This is a genomic window from Halorhabdus sp. SVX81, assembly GCF_029207715.1.
Classification (GTDB): domain Archaea; phylum Halobacteriota; class Halobacteria; order Halobacteriales; family Haloarculaceae; genus Halorhabdus.
In genome coordinates, this window is the sequence record NZ_CP104322.1 from 2,318,469 (window position 1) to 2,335,139 (window position 16,671).

14 protein-coding genes, 1 tRNA gene and 1 pseudogene are annotated in these 16,671 nt (G+C 62.3%); 8 read left to right on the plus strand and 8 right to left on the minus strand.

All coding sequences use genetic code 11. The annotated features are described in order from the left end of the window. Positions 1-124: 124 nt before the first annotated feature. Positions 125-778 (minus strand): helix-turn-helix domain-containing protein, encoded by a 654-nt coding sequence (locus SVXhr_RS11595; RefSeq protein WP_275737356.1) that lies wholly within the window; start codon positions 776-778, stop codon positions 125-127. A gap of 246 nt (positions 779-1,024) precedes the next feature. On the opposite strand from SVXhr_RS11595, the gene SVXhr_RS11600 reads away from it, so the two are divergent. From SVXhr_RS11600 to SVXhr_RS11625, 6 genes are all read left to right on the plus strand, one after another. Next, positions 1,025-1,216, plus strand: coding sequence for a hypothetical protein (locus SVXhr_RS11600; RefSeq protein ID WP_015790003.1), 192 nt, complete (start codon positions 1,025-1,027; stop codon positions 1,214-1,216). Positions 1,217-1,341: 125 nt separating this feature from the next. Continuing rightward, positions 1,342-2,475, plus strand: coding sequence for a PAS domain-containing sensor histidine kinase (locus SVXhr_RS11605; protein ID WP_275737357.1), 1,134 nt, complete (start codon positions 1,342-1,344; stop codon positions 2,473-2,475). A 63-nt stretch (positions 2,476-2,538) separates the two neighbouring features. After that, entirely contained in the window at positions 2,539-3,360 is an 822-nt protein-coding gene (locus tag SVXhr_RS11610) for an SDR family oxidoreductase (RefSeq protein ID WP_275737358.1), read from the plus strand. 386 nt (positions 3,361-3,746) lie between these two features. Further along, a complete protein-coding gene (locus SVXhr_RS11615; RefSeq protein WP_275737359.1) occupies positions 3,747-7,913 on the plus strand; it encodes a TaqI-like C-terminal specificity domain-containing protein in 4,167 nt (1,388 codons plus the stop codon). A 194-nt stretch (positions 7,914-8,107) separates the two neighbouring features. Then, positions 8,108-8,233, plus strand: a complete 126-nt coding sequence (locus SVXhr_RS11620; protein WP_275737360.1) for a hypothetical protein — start codon at positions 8,108-8,110, stop codon at positions 8,231-8,233. A gap of 451 nt (positions 8,234-8,684) precedes the next feature. Next, the gene (locus SVXhr_RS11625) at positions 8,685-9,131 is read left to right on the plus strand and encodes an SHOCT domain-containing protein (RefSeq protein WP_275737361.1); all 447 of its coding nucleotides are present in this window, start codon (positions 8,685-8,687) and stop codon (positions 9,129-9,131) included. Between the two features lie 109 nt (positions 9,132-9,240). Here SVXhr_RS11625 and SVXhr_RS11630 read toward each other — a convergent pair. From SVXhr_RS11630 to SVXhr_RS11655, 6 genes and pseudogenes are all read right to left on the minus strand, one after another. Then, a pseudogene (locus tag SVXhr_RS11630) lies at positions 9,241-10,498 on the minus strand (transposase). A 296-nt stretch (positions 10,499-10,794) separates the two neighbouring features. Further along, positions 10,795-10,868, minus strand: a tRNA-Ile gene (locus tag SVXhr_RS11635). 80 nt (positions 10,869-10,948) lie between these two features. After that, the gene (locus SVXhr_RS11640) at positions 10,949-11,530 is read right to left on the minus strand and encodes an FxsA family protein (protein WP_275737363.1); all 582 of its coding nucleotides are present in this window, start codon (positions 11,528-11,530) and stop codon (positions 10,949-10,951) included. 57 nt (positions 11,531-11,587) lie between these two features. Beyond that, the gene (gene mptA, locus SVXhr_RS11645; protein WP_275737364.1) at positions 11,588-12,586 is read right to left on the minus strand and encodes a GTP cyclohydrolase MptA; all 999 of its coding nucleotides are present in this window, start codon (positions 12,584-12,586) and stop codon (positions 11,588-11,590) included. A gap of 103 nt (positions 12,587-12,689) precedes the next feature. Beyond that, on the minus strand, positions 12,690-13,706 hold the full coding sequence (locus tag SVXhr_RS11650; RefSeq protein WP_275737365.1) for an NAD(P)-dependent alcohol dehydrogenase: 1,017 nt from the start codon (positions 13,704-13,706) through the stop codon (positions 12,690-12,692). 49 nt (positions 13,707-13,755) lie between these two features. After that, positions 13,756-14,436: a class I SAM-dependent methyltransferase gene (locus SVXhr_RS11655; protein ID WP_275737366.1), complete on the minus strand. Its 681-nt coding sequence runs from the start codon at positions 14,434-14,436 to the stop codon at positions 13,756-13,758. A gap of 138 nt (positions 14,437-14,574) precedes the next feature. Between SVXhr_RS11655 and SVXhr_RS11660 the strand changes: the two genes are divergently transcribed. Then, positions 14,575-15,630 (plus strand): ATP-binding cassette domain-containing protein, encoded by a 1,056-nt coding sequence (locus SVXhr_RS11660; RefSeq protein ID WP_275737367.1) that lies wholly within the window; start codon positions 14,575-14,577, stop codon positions 15,628-15,630. Next, positions 15,627-16,397: an ABC transporter permease gene (locus tag SVXhr_RS11665; RefSeq protein WP_275737368.1), complete on the plus strand. Its 771-nt coding sequence runs from the start codon at positions 15,627-15,629 to the stop codon at positions 16,395-16,397. The genes SVXhr_RS11660 and SVXhr_RS11665 overlap by 4 nt, the downstream gene beginning before the upstream one ends. On the opposite strand, the gene SVXhr_RS11670 is transcribed toward SVXhr_RS11665, so the two are convergent. Next, positions 16,389-16,661, minus strand: a complete 273-nt coding sequence (locus SVXhr_RS11670) for a GIY-YIG nuclease family protein (protein ID WP_275737369.1) — start codon at positions 16,659-16,661, stop codon at positions 16,389-16,391. The two genes, SVXhr_RS11665 and SVXhr_RS11670, sit on opposite strands and share 9 nt — an antisense overlap. Positions 16,662-16,671 lie beyond the last annotated feature (10 nt).

The window sequence follows — 16,671 nt, forward strand, 5'->3', positions numbered from 1 at the left end:
CTGAATTCAATTCCGGACGACGTACCCCACCATTCCACGGCATCCCCTCACAGGGTCTACCGCTGTCATCCGTCGTCGGGATCTCCGTCTCCAGCGTTTCAACTCTCAGGTACCAGCGACCCGATCACTCGTTGTCAAGTGTCAACAATGTATTCGTGACGAGTGTTGAGATTCCCCGGCGGAGTCGCTCGGTGGCAGCCTGGTCCGAGATGTCGAACTCCGCGGCGAGTTCCTTCGTCGAGATGGTTCGTGGGAGCGAATAGTAGCCTGCCTCGACCGCGTACGTAAGCGTCTCCCGCTGGACCGGGGTCAGCCCGTACCACGGCCCTGCGTCAGGTTTCGTCGGATTGTAAATCTTCTCGACGGACACCGGGATGTCCTCCTCGATGTAGTACTCCTGAAACGTAGAGAGCGCATCGTGAGTGGGAAATCGAAGCTCGATCCGCCATCGATCGGCGGTCCCGGTCGCATCGAGCAAGGCCGCCCCGATATCGGTAAGTCGATCAAACAGCGATCCGTCGGGCGGCTCCCACTCGAGTGCGTACAGCGTCTCCTCGTCGTGTGTATTGACCGGCGTAATATCACGGACGGATTCGTGTTCCCGAACCGAATTCTCGAAGGACCGCCGCGCGCCGTCGGAGATCCGAACGAACGGGGTCGGCTTCCCCCCGAGGGGGACCATCGTTTCGAGTGTGACCTGTGTGGCACCTTCGACGCGGAGGATCTGCCCCAACTCGAATGCCTCCGAGGGGATTGTGAGCTCGACGATGACACTCATGGGATATTCGCGTCTTCACTGGCAATACCGTTAAAGGCTCCCCGGTAGCGACGTGCTCGCCGACGTTCGGGCATGATGCACCATGCTTTTCGGTAGCCCTATCCCTCCGGAGCATCTACGGGATGGTACAGAGATGACAGTTGGGCTGGCGAGATCCGCCAGTCAGGCGACGATCCATCGTGACGACCGGTCGCGGCGTCGCCGACCCCAAACGGTCGGCGGTTTGCTGTCTTCTGTCCACCGATCATGAACCCCGATCTTCCCGACGACGAACTCACGAATTCCGAGGACTTCGAGCGGACGCTCGGGCGGGTACTGCTCTCGGCACTCGCCGGCGATGTCGACCCGCGCGGATCCTGGGTGTACCGAACTGACGGGGCCGGCCCTGATCTAGAGGTCATGGTCGTCGAACTCGAAGGGCAAAGCGGGAGCGACTAGACGGTCCGATTGTCGGACAGCCGATCGGGCGCACATGATTTCTGCCAGAGTTGACAGCCAATCTGTCTTTACTGCCATGGTGTGCCACCTGCTGTCTTCTTGCAATCGGGCATCGGATCAAACGTATGGGAAAGACGCCGGTGAGCCATGAACGGGCCGGGCCGAGCGATGACTTGGCACCAGTCGCCCAGCGCCTCGTCGAGAGTATCGACTCACATGCCATATTCATGTTAGACAGCGACGGTGCGATCACGGAATGGCCGCCACCGGCGACAGCAATGTACGGCTACGACGCGGAAAGGGTACTCGGCGAAGACGTGAGTAGCCTGTTCACTGACGGTGACGGGACTGAAGCCGGCGATCCGCCGGACGGCTTCCTCGATGACGCGACCGAAGGGACCGTCGAGGTCGAGCACTGGCACGAACGCGCCGACGAATCGGTGTTCTGGGGAACGCTGACGCTATCGCCGCTTTCGGGCGATGAAGGGTTCGCAGCCATCAGTCACGACGAGACGACGGCAAAGGAGTACGAGCGGATGCTCGAACGCCAGAACGACCGTCTCAAGGAGTTCACGGACATCCTCGCTCACGATCTCCGGAATCCCCTTTCTGTCATCGACGGAAACCTGGCACTCTACGAGGAGACCGGCGACGACGCCCACATCGAGACGATCAAGGAGACGACGGACCGGATGGCCCGCCTCGTCGAAGACTTGCTCCGGGTGGCCCGACAGGGAGATGTCGTCACGGACCCGGAACCGACCGACATCGGCGAAGTGGTCGAGAAGGCCAGACCGGTCGTCGACACCACCACCGGCGGGACGGTCGTCTATCAGGAGGTCCCGACGGTGAGTGGCGACGCGGACAGGCTCTGTCAGCTGTTCGAGAACCTCTTCCGGAACGCCGTGGAACACAGTTCCACGAGCTCTGACTCGCAAGCTCGTCAGAACGCAGTCGAACACGGCTCGGCGAGCCCGGACACCCACGCCGGGGGAGGAACACCGGGCAATAGCGGGACGGTGACGATCACCGTCGGACCGCTCGAAACCGGGTTCTACGTCGAGGACGACGGTCCCGGGATTCCGGACGAACAAAAAGAAGACGTCTTCGACCACGGGTTCACGACGAGTGGCGACGGCAGCGGCTACGGACTCTCGGTCGTCCGGACGATTGTCAACGCACATGGATGGGACATCCTGGTCACGGACGGGGACTGCGGTGCGCGCTTCGAGATCACCGGCATCGACTTTCTGGATTGACCGGGACGCGACGAGCATCGACCGTGGTTGTTTAAGGTCCGCCCGTCCGCACCGGGAGACGTAATGACTGTACCCAACGACTACGACGTCGAGGGCGAGGTGTGTGTGATCACCGGCGGGGCAGGCGTGCTGTGTTCGGAAATGGCGATCGCGCTCGGTGAACAGGGCGCGACGGTCGTCGTACTCGACATCGATAGCGAGGGACTCGCCGAGGTCGCCGCGGCGCTTGAGGATGTCGACGCCGAGTACATGACACTGGAGGCGTCGGTGCTCGACCGGGCGGAACTGGAGGCGGCCGCCGAGACAATCGTCGACGAATACGGCCGGATCGACGTGCTCATCAACGGCGCAGGGGGCAACAGCCCCGAGGCGACCACGGACGAGGAGACGGACTTCTTCGGCCTCGACGCCGCGGGCGTCGAGAACGTCTTCGACCTCAACTTCCTGGGGACGTTCCTGGCATCCCAGGCCTTCGGCGAGTACATGGCCGAGCAGGGCGAGGGCCACATCCTCAACGTCTCCTCGATGAACGCCTTCACGCCGCTGACGAAGATCCCCGCCTATTCGGGGGCGAAGGCCGCCGTCTCGAACTTCACGGAGTGGCTGGCGGTCGACATGGCCCAGAATCACTCGCCAGACATCCGGGTCAATGCGATCGCGCCCGGCTTCCTGCTGACCGAGCAAAACCGCTATCTGTTGCTCGACGACGACGGTGAGCTGACCGACCGCGGCCAGCAGATCATCGACCACACGCCCCAGGATCGCTTTGGCGACCCCGAGGACCTGCTCTCGACCGTGCTCTGGCTGATCGCGCCCGGCTCGGAGTTCGTCACCGGGGCCGTCATCCCCATCGACGGCGGCTTTGCGGCGTTCAGCGGTGTGTAGTCGATCGGGGGTCAGGGAGTGATGTTTAGTTTAGCTGGAAGCAGTGCAGAGAGCCAGAAAGCCCCGGCCAGCTACACTCGGGGGCCTCGCTGCGGTCCTCAGTCACTTCGTTCCCTGCGGTCCTTGCGTCAGCCGCCGTCGTGTAGCTGGCCGCCCCTTTCAGTCCCACCCGTAGCCGGTTATTCAGCCGACATGGGCGGGACTGAAAGGGGCCGCGTTCGCAGCGAACCTCGACGACGCAAGCACCTACCGGAGCGCAGCGAGTCGCGGGAGCTGCGAACGCGGGGGCTTTCTGGCTGTTCGCAACCGAATCCGCGTGACTAAACACTACCGGCCAGGCCTCCGTCATCTATTTGTGGTTGCCAGGGACCACTATCACCCATTCAATGAGTCAGGCGACCCTGTCCGACCGGCCGTACGTCAACTCGGCCCTGTTTTCGAGTCACTATCTGGACGAGCGCGTGACCGAGCGCGAGGAGTGGGACTGCGACGAGGCGGCACGCGAGGCGATGGAGCAGCTTCAGTCACTCTACGATCTCGAGGGGGGCGTCGTCGACGGGTACGGCGAGGACGCCCTCGTCGACAACTGGATCGACGGGGTGCTCGACGTGCTCGGGTTCGGGACACAGAAGGAGGTTACCCTGCCGGACGGTGACGGCTACGTCGACGAGTTGCTGTTCGGCAGTTCGGCCGAGCGTCGCGAGGCCGCGAAGGTGAACCTCGACACGGAGGACACGACAGACCTCTTCACGCGCGGGGTCGGACTGGTCGAAGCCAAGCAGTGGGACGCCGATTTCACCGCGGAGTTCAGCGAGCGCCGGCCCTACCGCAACGCCTCCCACCAGATCAAACACTATCTGGAAAAGACGCCGGCGAACATCCAGTGGGGCGTCCTGACGAACGGCCGGAAGTGGCGACTCTACGGGACCAAGGACTACGAGACACAGACCTACTTCGAGGTCGACCTGCCCGAGCTCCTCGAATCGGGCGATCTGGAGGCGTTCAAGTACTTCTACGTCTTCTTCCGGCCGGACGCGTTCCGGGAAACCGCCGGGACGACGTTCCTCGACGAGGTGCGCTCGGAGAGTGAGACTGCCTCCCAGGAACTCGGTGAGGACCTGCAGGACAACGTCTTCACCGCGTTGCGAGTCCTCGGGCGTGGGTTCGTCGAATCGAACGACATGGCCATCGATCCCGACGACGAGGCGGCGCTTGCCGAACTCAAAGAGCAATCGCTCGTGTTGCTCTACCGGCTGATGTTCGTCCTCTACGCCGAGGCGCGGGAGCTGATCCACCCCGAGGAGCCGTCGACCCAGGACGAATACGAGGAGAACTTCAGTCTGGACGCGCTGCGCATGGAGATTCACGAGGAGATCGGCGAGGTCGACGAGGGCTTCGAGTCGGCGTTCAGCGAGCACTCGACGACGATGTGGACTCGACTCGAGGACCTCTTCTCGCTGATCGACGAGGGCGAGGCGGACCTCGGGATCCCGGCGTACAACGGCGGGTTGTTCGACCACGACCAGCACGCGTTCCTGACGGACCACGAGGTGAGCAACCGGTATCTCGCGGAGGTGATCTACCGGCTGTCGACGACGGAGAACGACGACGGGCGGTACGTGCTGGCGGACTACGCCGACCTGGACACGCGCCACCTCGGCAGCGTCTACGAGGGCCTGCTCGAGCACCACTTCCGGATCGCGCCCGAGCAGTACGCAGCGGTCGCCGAAGACGGCGGGCAGGTCTGGAAGCCGGCCGGCGAGGTGACGGTCGCCGACGCGGTGGAGACGGTCCTCGAGGGTGGGCTGTACGTCGTCAACGACGAGGGCGAGCGCAAGGCGACGGGGGCGTACTACACGCCAGACTACGTGGTGACGTACATCGTCGAGGAGACGATCGGCCCCCTCGTGGCGGAGATTCACGAGGACCTGCAATCCCAGGGGTTCGAGCGCGGGACCCAGGAGTACATCGGGCCGTTCATCCGGCGGGTGACGGATCTGCAGATCCTCGATCCGGCGATGGGGAGCGGGCACTTCCTGACGCGGGCGACGGAGTACCTCGCCAACGAGGTGATGGTGGAGGTCCGGGAGGTCGAATCGGCGATGGGCGTCGCCATCGACGAACAGCAGATGCGCCGGGACATCGCCAAGGAGTGCATCTACGGCGTGGACATCAACGGGATGGCCGTCGAACTCGCGAAGCTGTCGATGTGGCTGGAGACGCTGGCGACCGACCAGCCATTGGCTTTTCTCGATCACCACCTCAAGGCCGGGAACTCCCTGGTTGGCTCGGACGTGACGGACGTGCTCAGCGAGGACGACGAGGAGGACGATAGCGGGCAGTTGACGCTGACGCAGGCCTTCGGTCGCGTGCGTCGGGACACCCTGGATCACGTGATGGACCTGATGGCGGACCTGCTGGCGATGGACAACGAGACCCTGGAGGACGTTCACTCGATGGAGGACCTCTACGAGCAGATCCAGGACGACCCCCTCTACCGGCGGCTGTTCGAGTTGACGAACGTCCACACCGCCGAGCAGTTCGGGGTGGACGTGCCCGAGGACGCCTACGAGCAGATGGCCGACGCCATCGAGGACGAAAGCGAGTGGGCCGCGATTCAGGGGGAAGACTGGTTCGAGGACGCCCAGGCGCTGGCCGACGAGCAGACGTTCTTCCACTGGGAACTGGAGTACCCCGGCGTGTTCTTCGACGAAGACGGCGAAGAGCGTGAAGATGCCGGGTTCGATGCGGTGATCGGGAATCCGCCGTATGTAAATATTATGATGGTTCCTGATTCGAGTGTTGATTATTTCAGTGAGACGTTTGATACCGCATTCCGACGATTTGACTTGTATATTCTATTCTCAGAGCAAGCCAGTGACTTATGTCGGGAAAGCGGATATTACTCATATATAATACCAGATAAGTCGCTTACTGAGTCTTATGCGAAAATATGGCGCAAACATGTGCTTGAACGGGGGGAAATAGAAAGAATACTTGATCTCCGCAATAGAAATGTGTTTGAGGACGCTACGAACTCACCAATCGTATTCATTGCAGTATCATCTGGCGAGGTTGGGAATATAGTCATAGAAGATTATAAATACGGCAATCCAGAACAGAGAACTAGTTTCCCACTGTCGGAATTTCTCACCCTGCCAGAATCACAAATTCGAATTGATTGGTCGCGAAATACACCACAGATATTGGAGAGTATTCGATCAGACTCATTCACATTATCAAGACTCTTCTATGCCAGTTGGGGGGCACAACCTGGAAATGCAAGCAGGTTTGTGTTTGAAGAGTACCCGGAGGAAATTTCTGGAGAAGTTAAGAGGCTCATAAAGGGCAAAGATATAGACAGATACTCCATTACGTACAATGACAGATATTTATGGTATGACATGGATGAGCTACATCGACCGGCATTTCCAGAGTTGTTTGAGAGCGATAAAATATGCTTACGAAAGGTCTCTGGGTCAAATGGATTAATCGCGGCTCTTGATGAGAACGAATATTATACAGAAGATTCTGTCATCAATCTCATACGGAAGTCATCATTAGTTCGTGCAGACGAAGATATATTAAGTGCACGTGGGGTCGAAGTTGTGGAAGAAAATCGACCGCCGGATAATGGTGGGCCATCAAAGGTGTTTGATAGAGACACGACAATATATAAAGACGATTTAGAACTATCACAAAATGTTGAGTTGCAACCAGTCTTAGGGATTATCAATTCATCGCTTATACATTATTACTATTTACAAGCGGTTAGTGGAAAACTCAACGTATTCCCAGAACATGTTCGCAAGCTGCCACTGATATACGATCCAGATGTTTATGAGCAAATCGGAGAGGAGGTGTCAAATATAAACACCCTCATATCAAAATTACAATCATTCAATCTCAGACTCCTCGACCACCTCGGTTCCTATGCCGACGGCCCGACCCTCGCGGACGTGGGCCTCACCCAGCCGCCGGAGGGCGCGGCCGAGTCCATTCTCACCCAGACCACCGAGGAGCGCCCGAACCTCCGCGTTGGCGAGGCCACGGTCGTCCGGGAGTCGCCCACGGCGGTCGAGATCCGCCTCACAGCGCGGTACAAACCAGAGGACAGCGAGACGCGACCGGCGGGAGCGTCTCGTTCAGATCGAACGGGCGAAGCCCGTGAGAACGCCCACGAGACCGACCAGTGGGGCTACACCGAGACCGAGCCGTTGCCGGCGTTGCGGATTTCGGACCTCACCGAGGCCGAGGCGGACCTGCTCGAGCACTTCGTGCCCGTCGCCGTCGACGAGGCCGGTGGGTTCGCGGACTTCCGCGAGACCGCCACGAAGACGAACTCGCTTGTCGATCGCCTGCGGAAGCTGACGCTGCCCGCCGTCGATGACGTGCAGGCGGGGTTAGAGAGCTACGTCGAGACGAAGGAACGCGCCGAGGAGCTGGAGGCGAAGATCGAGCGCACCGACGACCTGATCGACGAAATCGTCTACGAGTTGTACGGGTTGACCGACGAGGAAATCGAAATAGTGGAAGAGGCGGTTGGGGAGTAAGGGCGCGAGCGAGAAGCGAAGCGACGAGCGAGCGGTTTTTTGGTCCAGCTTTTTTGGTCGAGTGGTGTGCGAGCGTAGCGAGCACACCCGAGGCGAAAAAAGGTGGTGGTGTAGCGTTTGCGGAGCGGAGTAAAGTTCTTACCGCCGAAAATGTGGCGTAAGTATCATTAGAAGGCACTACGTCGAATCGTCCAATGTGTGAGACAGCCAGCGAGAAAGGGGATGAGATGGTTCAGGAGACTATCGACCAGGCTGTCGAAAACGTGAAAGCGCTCGACTTTGCGACGTTGGAAGAGGTCACAGAAGCGTTCCATCGGTAGGGATTTGGGCGAAAGATCTGAGCCAGTGGATGCAAACAGCCTGAAAGCCCCCGGCGTCTCGGCTTCCGGGACTCGCTGCGCTCCTCACTTCGTTGCGGTGCTTGTGTCGTCCAGGTACGCCGAGACGCCGGCCCCTTTCATTCCTTCCCGTGTCGGCTGGCCAACCGGACAGTCTGGGTGGGACTGAAAGGGGCGGCTCGCTGGAGGAAGGCGGCCGACGCAAGCACTGGACCGAGCGAAGCGAGGGAAGCGCGCAGCGAGGCCCTCCGACTCCAGCGAGCCGGGGCTTTCAATTTCGTACTTCAATTCAATCGTTCTCTGTTTTACTATGACCCCTCGCTGCCCCCAAATCGAACGACTCGGGGCTTTCACGCTGTTCACGGCCCAAATAGAAGCGGCTCTGCACACGCCTGCCCAAAACCCCAATGAATTATGCAGTCCCCCTCACAACATGGAATCAGTCCGGATGTCGGAACGCATACAGAACTTCGTCGCGGACGAACTCTGGCTGGCGATCGGTGCGCTCACGCTGCCGGCCATGATGCTGTTCGACACCATCGGGCCGGCGGTCCTCGCCGAAGTATCGCTGATCGTCGGCTGGTTCCTGCTCGCGCCCCTGTTTCTCTTCTGGGGAGAGGACATCGCAGCCGTGGTCTTTTCGAGCGACGAAGCCGAAGGGTCGACGAATGCCCAGGAAGACGCGATCGAGAAACTCAAGCGACGGTACGCGGCGGGCGAGATCGACGAGCGGGAGTTCGAACAGCGCCTCGATCGGCTGGTCGCGACGGAGGAAGGAGGCCCGGCGGAGGTCGGCGACCTGACGGCTGGCGACCGGACCAGTGATCCACTCGAGACGAATTCTCTCGAGAGTGCCAAGCGAGAGCGCGAGCTGGAGTGAACGGAACGGATTACCGATAGACAGTGAACCACGCGAAGACAGCGGTCTCGCTATTTTACTCGCGACAGAGTAAGCCAACGCGGATATCAACTCTCCCACTCGAGGCCGGTCAGCCTGACTCCTTGGCCAATTGAGCGTGGAAGTTGTCCGTGAACTCGACCTCAGCCCCGTGCAGGGGAGGGGGTGAATCCCCCGTTCGGTGTCACAGTTCCGGACTTCAGGGCGAGTTGACTGTCGCCCGTCCGCCGAGACGACTGTTGGCCCCGACGGACATACCGCATGCCGATGGTTTTCGCAGCGTTGTAGTCGGCATTCGCTTCGGATCCGCACTGCTGACATCGAAACATGCTCCGTGATGGACGGTTTTCGTCCGCCGTGAAGCCACACTCGACGCATCGTTTCGACGTATACGCTGGCTCCACCTGTTTCACCACGATACCGCGGGCCTCAGCTTTGTATGCAACCTGTTCGTAGAGCGTCCGAAACGCCCATCGATGCCCCCACGACGCGCCAGTTCGCTCGCGTATATCGGTCAGATCTTCGAACGCGATCACGTCACAGCCATACTGACGCGCTTCGTCGACAATTGTGTTTGAGGCGTGATGGAGAACGTCACGGACGTATCGACGTTGGCCGCGACTCATTTCCTCGATCGTCCGGTGGGCGCTTCGCGTCCCAGTCTGTTGGAGGCTACCGCGGACCTCCTCGAATCGTTCGAGGTCGTGTGTCAACTCCCGTCCGTTGATGAAAGTGGCAGTGCTGGTGACGGCCAGGTTCTCGATACCGAGGTCGACCCCGAGGACCGTCCCGTCCTCGGCGGTGTCCCGTTCGGTCTCAGTCCGATGTCGGCGAAAGCCGAGATGCAGGAAGAACTCGCCATCGCGGGCGGTGAGCGTGCTTTCGGTAACACTCCATGCGTCAGCATCGAGATACTGACGCTGATAGCCGTTGTCCGCGGCAGGAAGGACGAGCGAACACCGCACTCGGTCTTGGACCGTGGAAAGTGAGACTGTATCGTCGTCGAACACCGTCATCGTTCGTGCGTCGAACGTCACCGTCGGCGCGGAGAACGTCGGTTTGCTGGCCTGTTGGCCCTTGGACTGCCGCTCGATACAGCCGGTGATGGCTTCTGCGGCCTGGTGGGTTGCAAGAACCGCGTGTTGACTCCCGAGATCGGTCTGCTCACGTAACGAATCGTACGCGAGAGACTGCACATCTCCCTTGGTATTGGCCGTTTCCCACGCCATGTCCGTGGCGATCTGACAACCGCGTTTCCACTCGGTGATGGTCTCTTCAAGCAGTTCGCGTTGCTCGTCGTCCACCGCGAGGCGAGTGATCGCAGTCCGACGCACGTACTCGTCCGCCACGGGATCGGTGGCCGCGGTCTGGTATTTAAAGTGTAGGGAAAATAGCGACGATACTCGATGGTCACCATCGCTTTCCGTCAGAAATATAGTAGATTTTCTATATTTTTTATTGATATTTTCTGAGTAAATTCTCGAAAAATGGGCCAAACCTGATTTGAACCGGAGCAAGACGTTCCGGGGACGCTCACTCCGTTCACGTCCCGGGCTGCGACTTGCAGGGTTCAAATCCGCTCGGATCAACGAGTTCGCGCTCACAGGCTCGTCGCTACGCTCCTCGCATTATTCGCGCAGAATAGTGGGCCAAACCGGATTTGAACCGGTAGCCTCCCGGTTATCAGCCGAGCGCTCAACCTGATTGAGCTATTGGCCCAGGTGAGCGCATCAAGGCGTACCGGAGGCCTACCATTAAGCGTTTCTTTTCGCTCCCGTCGTCACCCTCGTGGCTGGCGATCACTCGGGCCGATCGTCCCCGTCCTCAACGTCGTCGAGGTCCTGGGCCTCACCGATGTCGCGGACTCCATCGTCCGTCGCGCCGCCGATACCCCCGATCCCGCCGGGCCCACCGAATCCACCGGGACCGCCGGAATCACCGCCGACAGGGCCGTCCCCGTCGTCGTTCGGGAACCCGCCGACGTAGACCGAGCCAGTGGCGAACCCGCCGGTCTTCTTTTCGAGGTAGGGCGTGACGACCCACTTCTTCAGTGCGAGGCGGACTGGATATCTGGTCGGCGGGATCACGAGGACGAAGCCGATCACGTCTGTCACCAGCCCGGGAGTCAACAGGAGCGCGCCGGCGATCAACAGGAGCGCGCCGTCGAGCAACTCGTCGGTCGGCGGGTCGCCCTGGAGGACCTTCCGCTGGATCTTCGCGATCGTGTGACGGCCCTCCGCACGGACGAGCAACATGCCGATGAGTCCCGTCAACACCACGAGCAACACTGTCGGGACGGCACCCAGCTCACCGGCAACCACGACTAGCATCACCATGTCGACGAGAGGTATCAACAGCAGGAGCGCGATGATCCGGAGCATGCCGCCCCCTACCGGGCGGGGCCTCAAAACCCTTTTCGAGCGAGTGCGACTGCCGGATTACCGGTCGCCGGAGCCGTTCGTCCGCCGGTCGACGTTGCCAGTCTCCGGATCGGGATTCCCGCCGCTCGCGTCACCGTTGACCTCGTCGATGAGATCGGCGAAGCGGGCGACGCGCTCGGCGTGAGCGTTGTGCTGGTGGATCGACTCGTCGTTGGACTGTTCCATCCGAATGACAGCATCCGCGGGCAAGTCGGGGAACGTCTCGACGACGCCCTCGGCCAGCGACCGGACGCAGTCCTCGACGAACTTGGCGTCGCTGTGGGCCTCGTAGGTCATGTGGTCCTCGTCGGGTCGCTTCGCGAGGTTGTAGATGTGGGCGCTCATCGCGTCGCGGGCGACTTCGATGACGTCCCGGAGGTCGACATCCGGCGAACCGTCGCTCTCGATGGTGAGGGTGGCGTGGCCGCGCTGGGAGTGGCCGGCCTGGGGGACTTCATCGAGGAATGTGTCGATAGTCTCTCGATCGACGTCGAGGTCGTTCAGCGTCTGGCGGGCCCGTGACTCACTCATTCCCTGTGAACAGGGACAGACCGTCATGCCGGTGACACGCGCGCCGAGTTCCTCCCGAGTCCCCTCGTCGGTCGCGGTCGCGGAGGCGATGATGTCGGCAGTGCTCTGGGTCGGGCGGTCGCTTTCGGGCGTGCGCTCACGGGTGACGTACTCGGCCTCCATGCGCACCTCGGCGCGGTCGGTGTAGTCGTGTTTCCCGAGGAGGCGCTCGGCGGCGTCACCACAGACGTCCTCGACGCGATAGCCGGTGTTGTCGACGGCGGCTTCGAGCGTCTCGTCGATGACCTCCATGTTGCGACTCATGTCCGCCCCCTTTCGCCAGGTGGGGAGGTCGACGAAGACGTCGAACGTCGCCATCAGGACGATCGGTCGTCGGTCCTCGCGGTCGATCTCGACGAGTTTCTCGACACCGGTGACGCCGACGCGGTTGAGTCCGACGGCGACCTCCGGACTGTTCGCCTGCACGTCCGGGAGTTGCTTGCTCATTCGGGTCGTCGTAGGGCTGAATCCCGGTTAGGGCTTTCGAAAGGGGTGGTGCTGGCCGCACTTCAAACGTAACGAAAACCACGAGACTGAAGTCGGAAATCACTCACTCGAGGTCGACGACGACTTTCCCCTGATGGTCACCACGATCGACGTACCGATAGGCATCCCGGACCGCGTCGAACGCGAACACCCGATCGATAACGGGGTCCATCTCGGCCGTCTCCATGGCGGCGAGCATGCGGTCGAACATCGCGCGACTTCCCACGCCAGTGACACCCTCGACGTCGACGGCTTTCCCCAGGATCGGCCCCGGGTGGACCAGTCCGTCCTGGCCGGCGAGGACGCCGATGAGGTGGACGTGCCCGCCGAAACCGACGGCCACCAGGGACTGTTCGAGCGTGCCCGGGCCGCCGACCTCGACGACGTGGTCGACGCCGCCGGTTGCCTCGGCGACGGCTTCGCCCCACTCGGGGGTCGACTCGTAGTTGATCGTCACGTCGGCACCGAGGTCGCGGGCCCGGTCGAGTTTCGCGTCGCTGGAGGAGGTGACGACGGTGCGTGCGCCGTGCATCGTCGCGAACTGGAGCGCGAACGTCGAGACGCCGCCGGTTCCCAGCGCGAGGACCGTCTCGTCGGCACTGAGCCCGCCATCCTCGATCAGCGCTCGCCACGCCGTCAGCCCCGCACACGAGAGTGCGGCACCGCCCGTATACGAGAGATACTCCGGGAGGCGCGGCAGGCTCTCGGCGGGGAACGTGGCGTACTCGGCGAGGGCGCCGTCGACGTTCCCGCCCGTCGTCCGCCGGGTCTTCTCGGGAGTCGCGGGGCCGTCGATCCAGTCGGGGGCAAACGGCGTCGCGACGCGATCACCTTCCGAGAGGCGCTCGACCCCCTCGCCGACCGCGACGACCTCACCGGCCCCGTCGGAGAACGGGACGACCGGGAGACTCGCGCCGGGATACGCGAGGTCGGCGTTGGCGATCGCCAGATCGCGGTAGTTCAGCGACGCCGCGTGGATCCGGACGAGCGCTTCATCGGCGGCCGGGGTCGGCCGGTCGCGATCGACCTGCACGACACCCTCGTAGTCGGTATCGGGTTCAGTGACTTCGTAGGCTCGCATCGGTCTCCGGAAGAAGGGGAGGTTCGTACTTGAGTCCTGTGCCGGGGATTCAGGGGACGACGCCGACGGTCAGCAGGGTGCCGTGCTCGCGGAAGTGCTCGACCATCGCCTCGCGGGTCTTCCAGTCCTCGGTCGGAAACTCCGCGGCGGGCGGGATCTCGACCTCCTCGTCGGGGATCGCCTCCTGTTCGGCGACGTGAAACCCGGCCTCACGGAACGCCTCGCGGTACTCAGCCCGCGACCACCGGGTCATGGCGACGTCGACGTACTCGTCCCATTCGGCGGTGTGGGGGTTGTCGGCCACGTAGTCGACCGCACAGTAGAAGGTCCCGCCCGGGCGCAGGACGCGCCGGAGTTCCCGAAGGGCCTCAACGGGATCGGGGGCGTAGTAGATGGCCTCCATCGAGAAGGCGTGATCGACGCTGTCGGTCCCAAAGGGGAGATGTTGAAAGTCACCCACCAGGAACCCGACGGCCGCGTCGTCGGTGTACTCGCGGGCGTTTTTCGCCATTTGAGGCGAGCGGTCGAGCCCGTAGGCGCGCCCGGCCCCGCCGGCCGCCCGGAGCGCGCGGGCGGCGTAGCCGCTGCCACAGCCGAGATCGAGCACCACGTCGCCGTCCTCGACCGGCATCCGACCGAGCGCGTGTTTGGCCGTGTGCCAGTGTCGTTGTTCCATCCCGCGATCCTTCCCTGCCTCGGCCCACTCATCGAAGGCGTCGCCGACGCTCATACGCACACTCGAAGCGCGATCGGCAAAACCCGTTCGTCTCGCGTCCTGATCGAGGCCGGGACGTGTGGCCTTTCCCGGCCGTCCGTCGATGGGTATTTGGTGATTGAACGTTTACTCAACGGCGGACACACGACCCATATGGACACCATTCAGGTCCAGGATTTACGCAAGGAGTTCGAGTCGGTCACGGCCGTCGACGGCGTGTCCTTCGCCGTCGAGGACGGCGAGGTGTTCGGGCTGCTCGGCCCCAACGGGGCAGGCAAGACCACGCTCATCAACATGCTGGTGACGTTGCTGGCCCCGACCGGCGGCACGGCGACAGTCGCCGGACACGACGTCCACACTGAGCGAAACGCCGTCCGGGATAACCTCGGGATCGTCTTTCAGGAGCCGGCGCTCGACGAGGAGCTGACCGGCGCGGAGAACCTGGCATTTCACGGCAGACTCTACGGGATGGACGCCGCGACGCGTCGCAAGCGGATCGACGAGGTGCTTGGCCTGGTCGGCCTCGACGCGGAGCGCGACGACCCGGTCGGGACCTACTCGGGAGGCATGAAGCGCCGGCTCGAAATCGGCCGCGGACTGCTCCACCGACCGACGGTCCTGTTTCTCGACGAGCCGACCGTCGGGCTCGACGCCCGGACGCGCCGGGACACCTGGGAGTACATTCAGAGACTCAACGAGGAATCGGGCGTCTCGATCGTGATGACGACGCACTACATCGAAGAGGCCGAGAACCTGTGTGATCGCGTCGCCATCGTCGACGACGGCGAGATCGTGGCGATCGACACGCCGGGGACACTCAAGGACGATCTCGGCGGTGACGTCGTGACGATGGACGTCACCGGGCCGGTCGACCAGCTTCTGGGCGAGCTCGGCACCCGCGGGTGGGTCGAAGACGCGACCCGGTCCGACGACAGCGTCCGCGTCGTCCTCGAACGTGGCGAGACTCGAATCGCCGACCTCGTCCGGATCGCCGACGACGCCGGGGTCACGATCGACGCGATCGAACACCACGAGACGAGCCTGGAGGCGGTCTTCCTTGCGCTCACCGGGAACACCATCGCGGACGCCGAGGGCAACACCACCCAGGGCGCGGATCCCACACTCGGGGACGGGGCCGATGGGCAACGGGTGACCGACCCCGCCGACATGCCCAACCAAGAACCAGTGCGGACGGAGAGTGACCGATGAACCGCATCGACCCGCGGAGCATCTACGCGCTGTGGCTGCGGGATGTCAAGCGCTTTCTCCGGACGCCCTCGCGGATCATCGGCTCGATCGCGCTGCCGCTGCTGTTTTTGCTGTTCCTGGGCACGGGCTTTAGCGGCGCGGCGATTCCCGGCCTTCCCGAAGACGTCGACTATCTTCAGTTCCTCGTCCCGGGGATGGTCGGCTTTACGATGCTGTTCGGGGCCTCCTTCGCCGGGATGTCGATCCTCTCGGATCAGGAGGTCGGCTTCTTGAAGGAGATCCTCGTCGCGCCGGTGAGCCGGACGTCGATCGTTCTCGGGCGGATCGCCGGCGGGTCGACCACCGCGCTCGTCCAGGCGGTTCTCATCCTCGTGCTCGCGATCCCGCTGGGCTTCCGGCCAGTCAGCCTGCTCTCGTTGCCGCTGGCCGCCGCCTTTCTCGTCGGGATCGCAATCACGTTCGTCGGCTTCGGCATCGCGCTGGCCTCCCAGTTCAGCGACACCGAGGGGTTCGGACTCATCGTCAACTTCGTCATCTTCCCGCTGTTTTTCCTCTCGGGTGCGATGTTCCCGATCGACAGCCTCCCCGAGGTGATCCAACCGCTGGCGTACCTCAACCCGCTGACCTACGGCGTCGACGGCCTCCGGGCGGTGCTGGTGGGGACCGCCGCGCGATCCGTCGCGATCGACGCCGGTGCCCTCCTCGTCTCTTCGGTCGTGATGGTGCAACTCGGCGCGGCGCTGTTCGAACGCGTCGAGTCAGTCTGAGTCGTGCGCGGTGTCGACGAGTGTCTCCTTGTCAGTACGCGACAGTTGCTTGATCTCGTATTCGCGTGACATCGCGGCCGATTTCGAGTCGAACCCCTCCAGGTGAACAAGTTCGACCGGCGTTCGGCCACGAGTGTACTTCGCCCCCTCGCCGTCGTTGTGTTCGGCGACGCGGCGCTCCGGGTCGGTCGTGTACCCCGTATAAAAGCTTCCGTCCGCACACGAAAGGACGTAGACGTAGTGGTCGGGGTCGGATCGCGTCATCCGTCGACGC

Coding starts and splice junctions, on each gene's coding strand:
- SVXhr_RS11595 (WP_275737356.1), bottom strand. CDS start 778: ATGAGTGTCATCGTCGAGCTCACAATCCCCTCGGAGGCATTCGAGTTG.
- SVXhr_RS11600 (WP_015790003.1), top strand. CDS start 1,025: ATGAACCCCGATCTTCCCGACGACGAACTCACGAATTCCGAGGACTTC.
- SVXhr_RS11605 (WP_275737357.1), top strand. CDS start 1,342: ATGGGAAAGACGCCGGTGAGCCATGAACGGGCCGGGCCGAGCGATGAC.
- SVXhr_RS11610 (WP_275737358.1), top strand. CDS start 2,539: ATGACTGTACCCAACGACTACGACGTCGAGGGCGAGGTGTGTGTGATC.
- SVXhr_RS11615 (WP_275737359.1), top strand. CDS start 3,747: ATGAGTCAGGCGACCCTGTCCGACCGGCCGTACGTCAACTCGGCCCTG.
- SVXhr_RS11620 (WP_275737360.1), top strand. CDS start 8,108: ATGTGTGAGACAGCCAGCGAGAAAGGGGATGAGATGGTTCAGGAGACT.
- SVXhr_RS11625 (WP_275737361.1), top strand. CDS start 8,685: ATGGAATCAGTCCGGATGTCGGAACGCATACAGAACTTCGTCGCGGAC.
- SVXhr_RS11640 (WP_275737363.1), bottom strand. CDS start 11,530: ATGCTCCGGATCATCGCGCTCCTGCTGTTGATACCTCTCGTCGACATG.
- mptA (WP_275737364.1), bottom strand. CDS start 12,586: ATGAGCAAGCAACTCCCGGACGTGCAGGCGAACAGTCCGGAGGTCGCC.
- SVXhr_RS11650 (WP_275737365.1), bottom strand. CDS start 13,706: ATGCGAGCCTACGAAGTCACTGAACCCGATACCGACTACGAGGGTGTC.
- SVXhr_RS11655 (WP_275737366.1), bottom strand. CDS start 14,436: ATGAGCGTCGGCGACGCCTTCGATGAGTGGGCCGAGGCAGGGAAGGAT.
- SVXhr_RS11660 (WP_275737367.1), top strand. CDS start 14,575: ATGGACACCATTCAGGTCCAGGATTTACGCAAGGAGTTCGAGTCGGTC.
- SVXhr_RS11665 (WP_275737368.1), top strand. CDS start 15,627: ATGAACCGCATCGACCCGCGGAGCATCTACGCGCTGTGGCTGCGGGAT.
- SVXhr_RS11670 (WP_275737369.1), bottom strand. CDS start 16,661: ATGACGCGATCCGACCCCGACCACTACGTCTACGTCCTTTCGTGTGCG.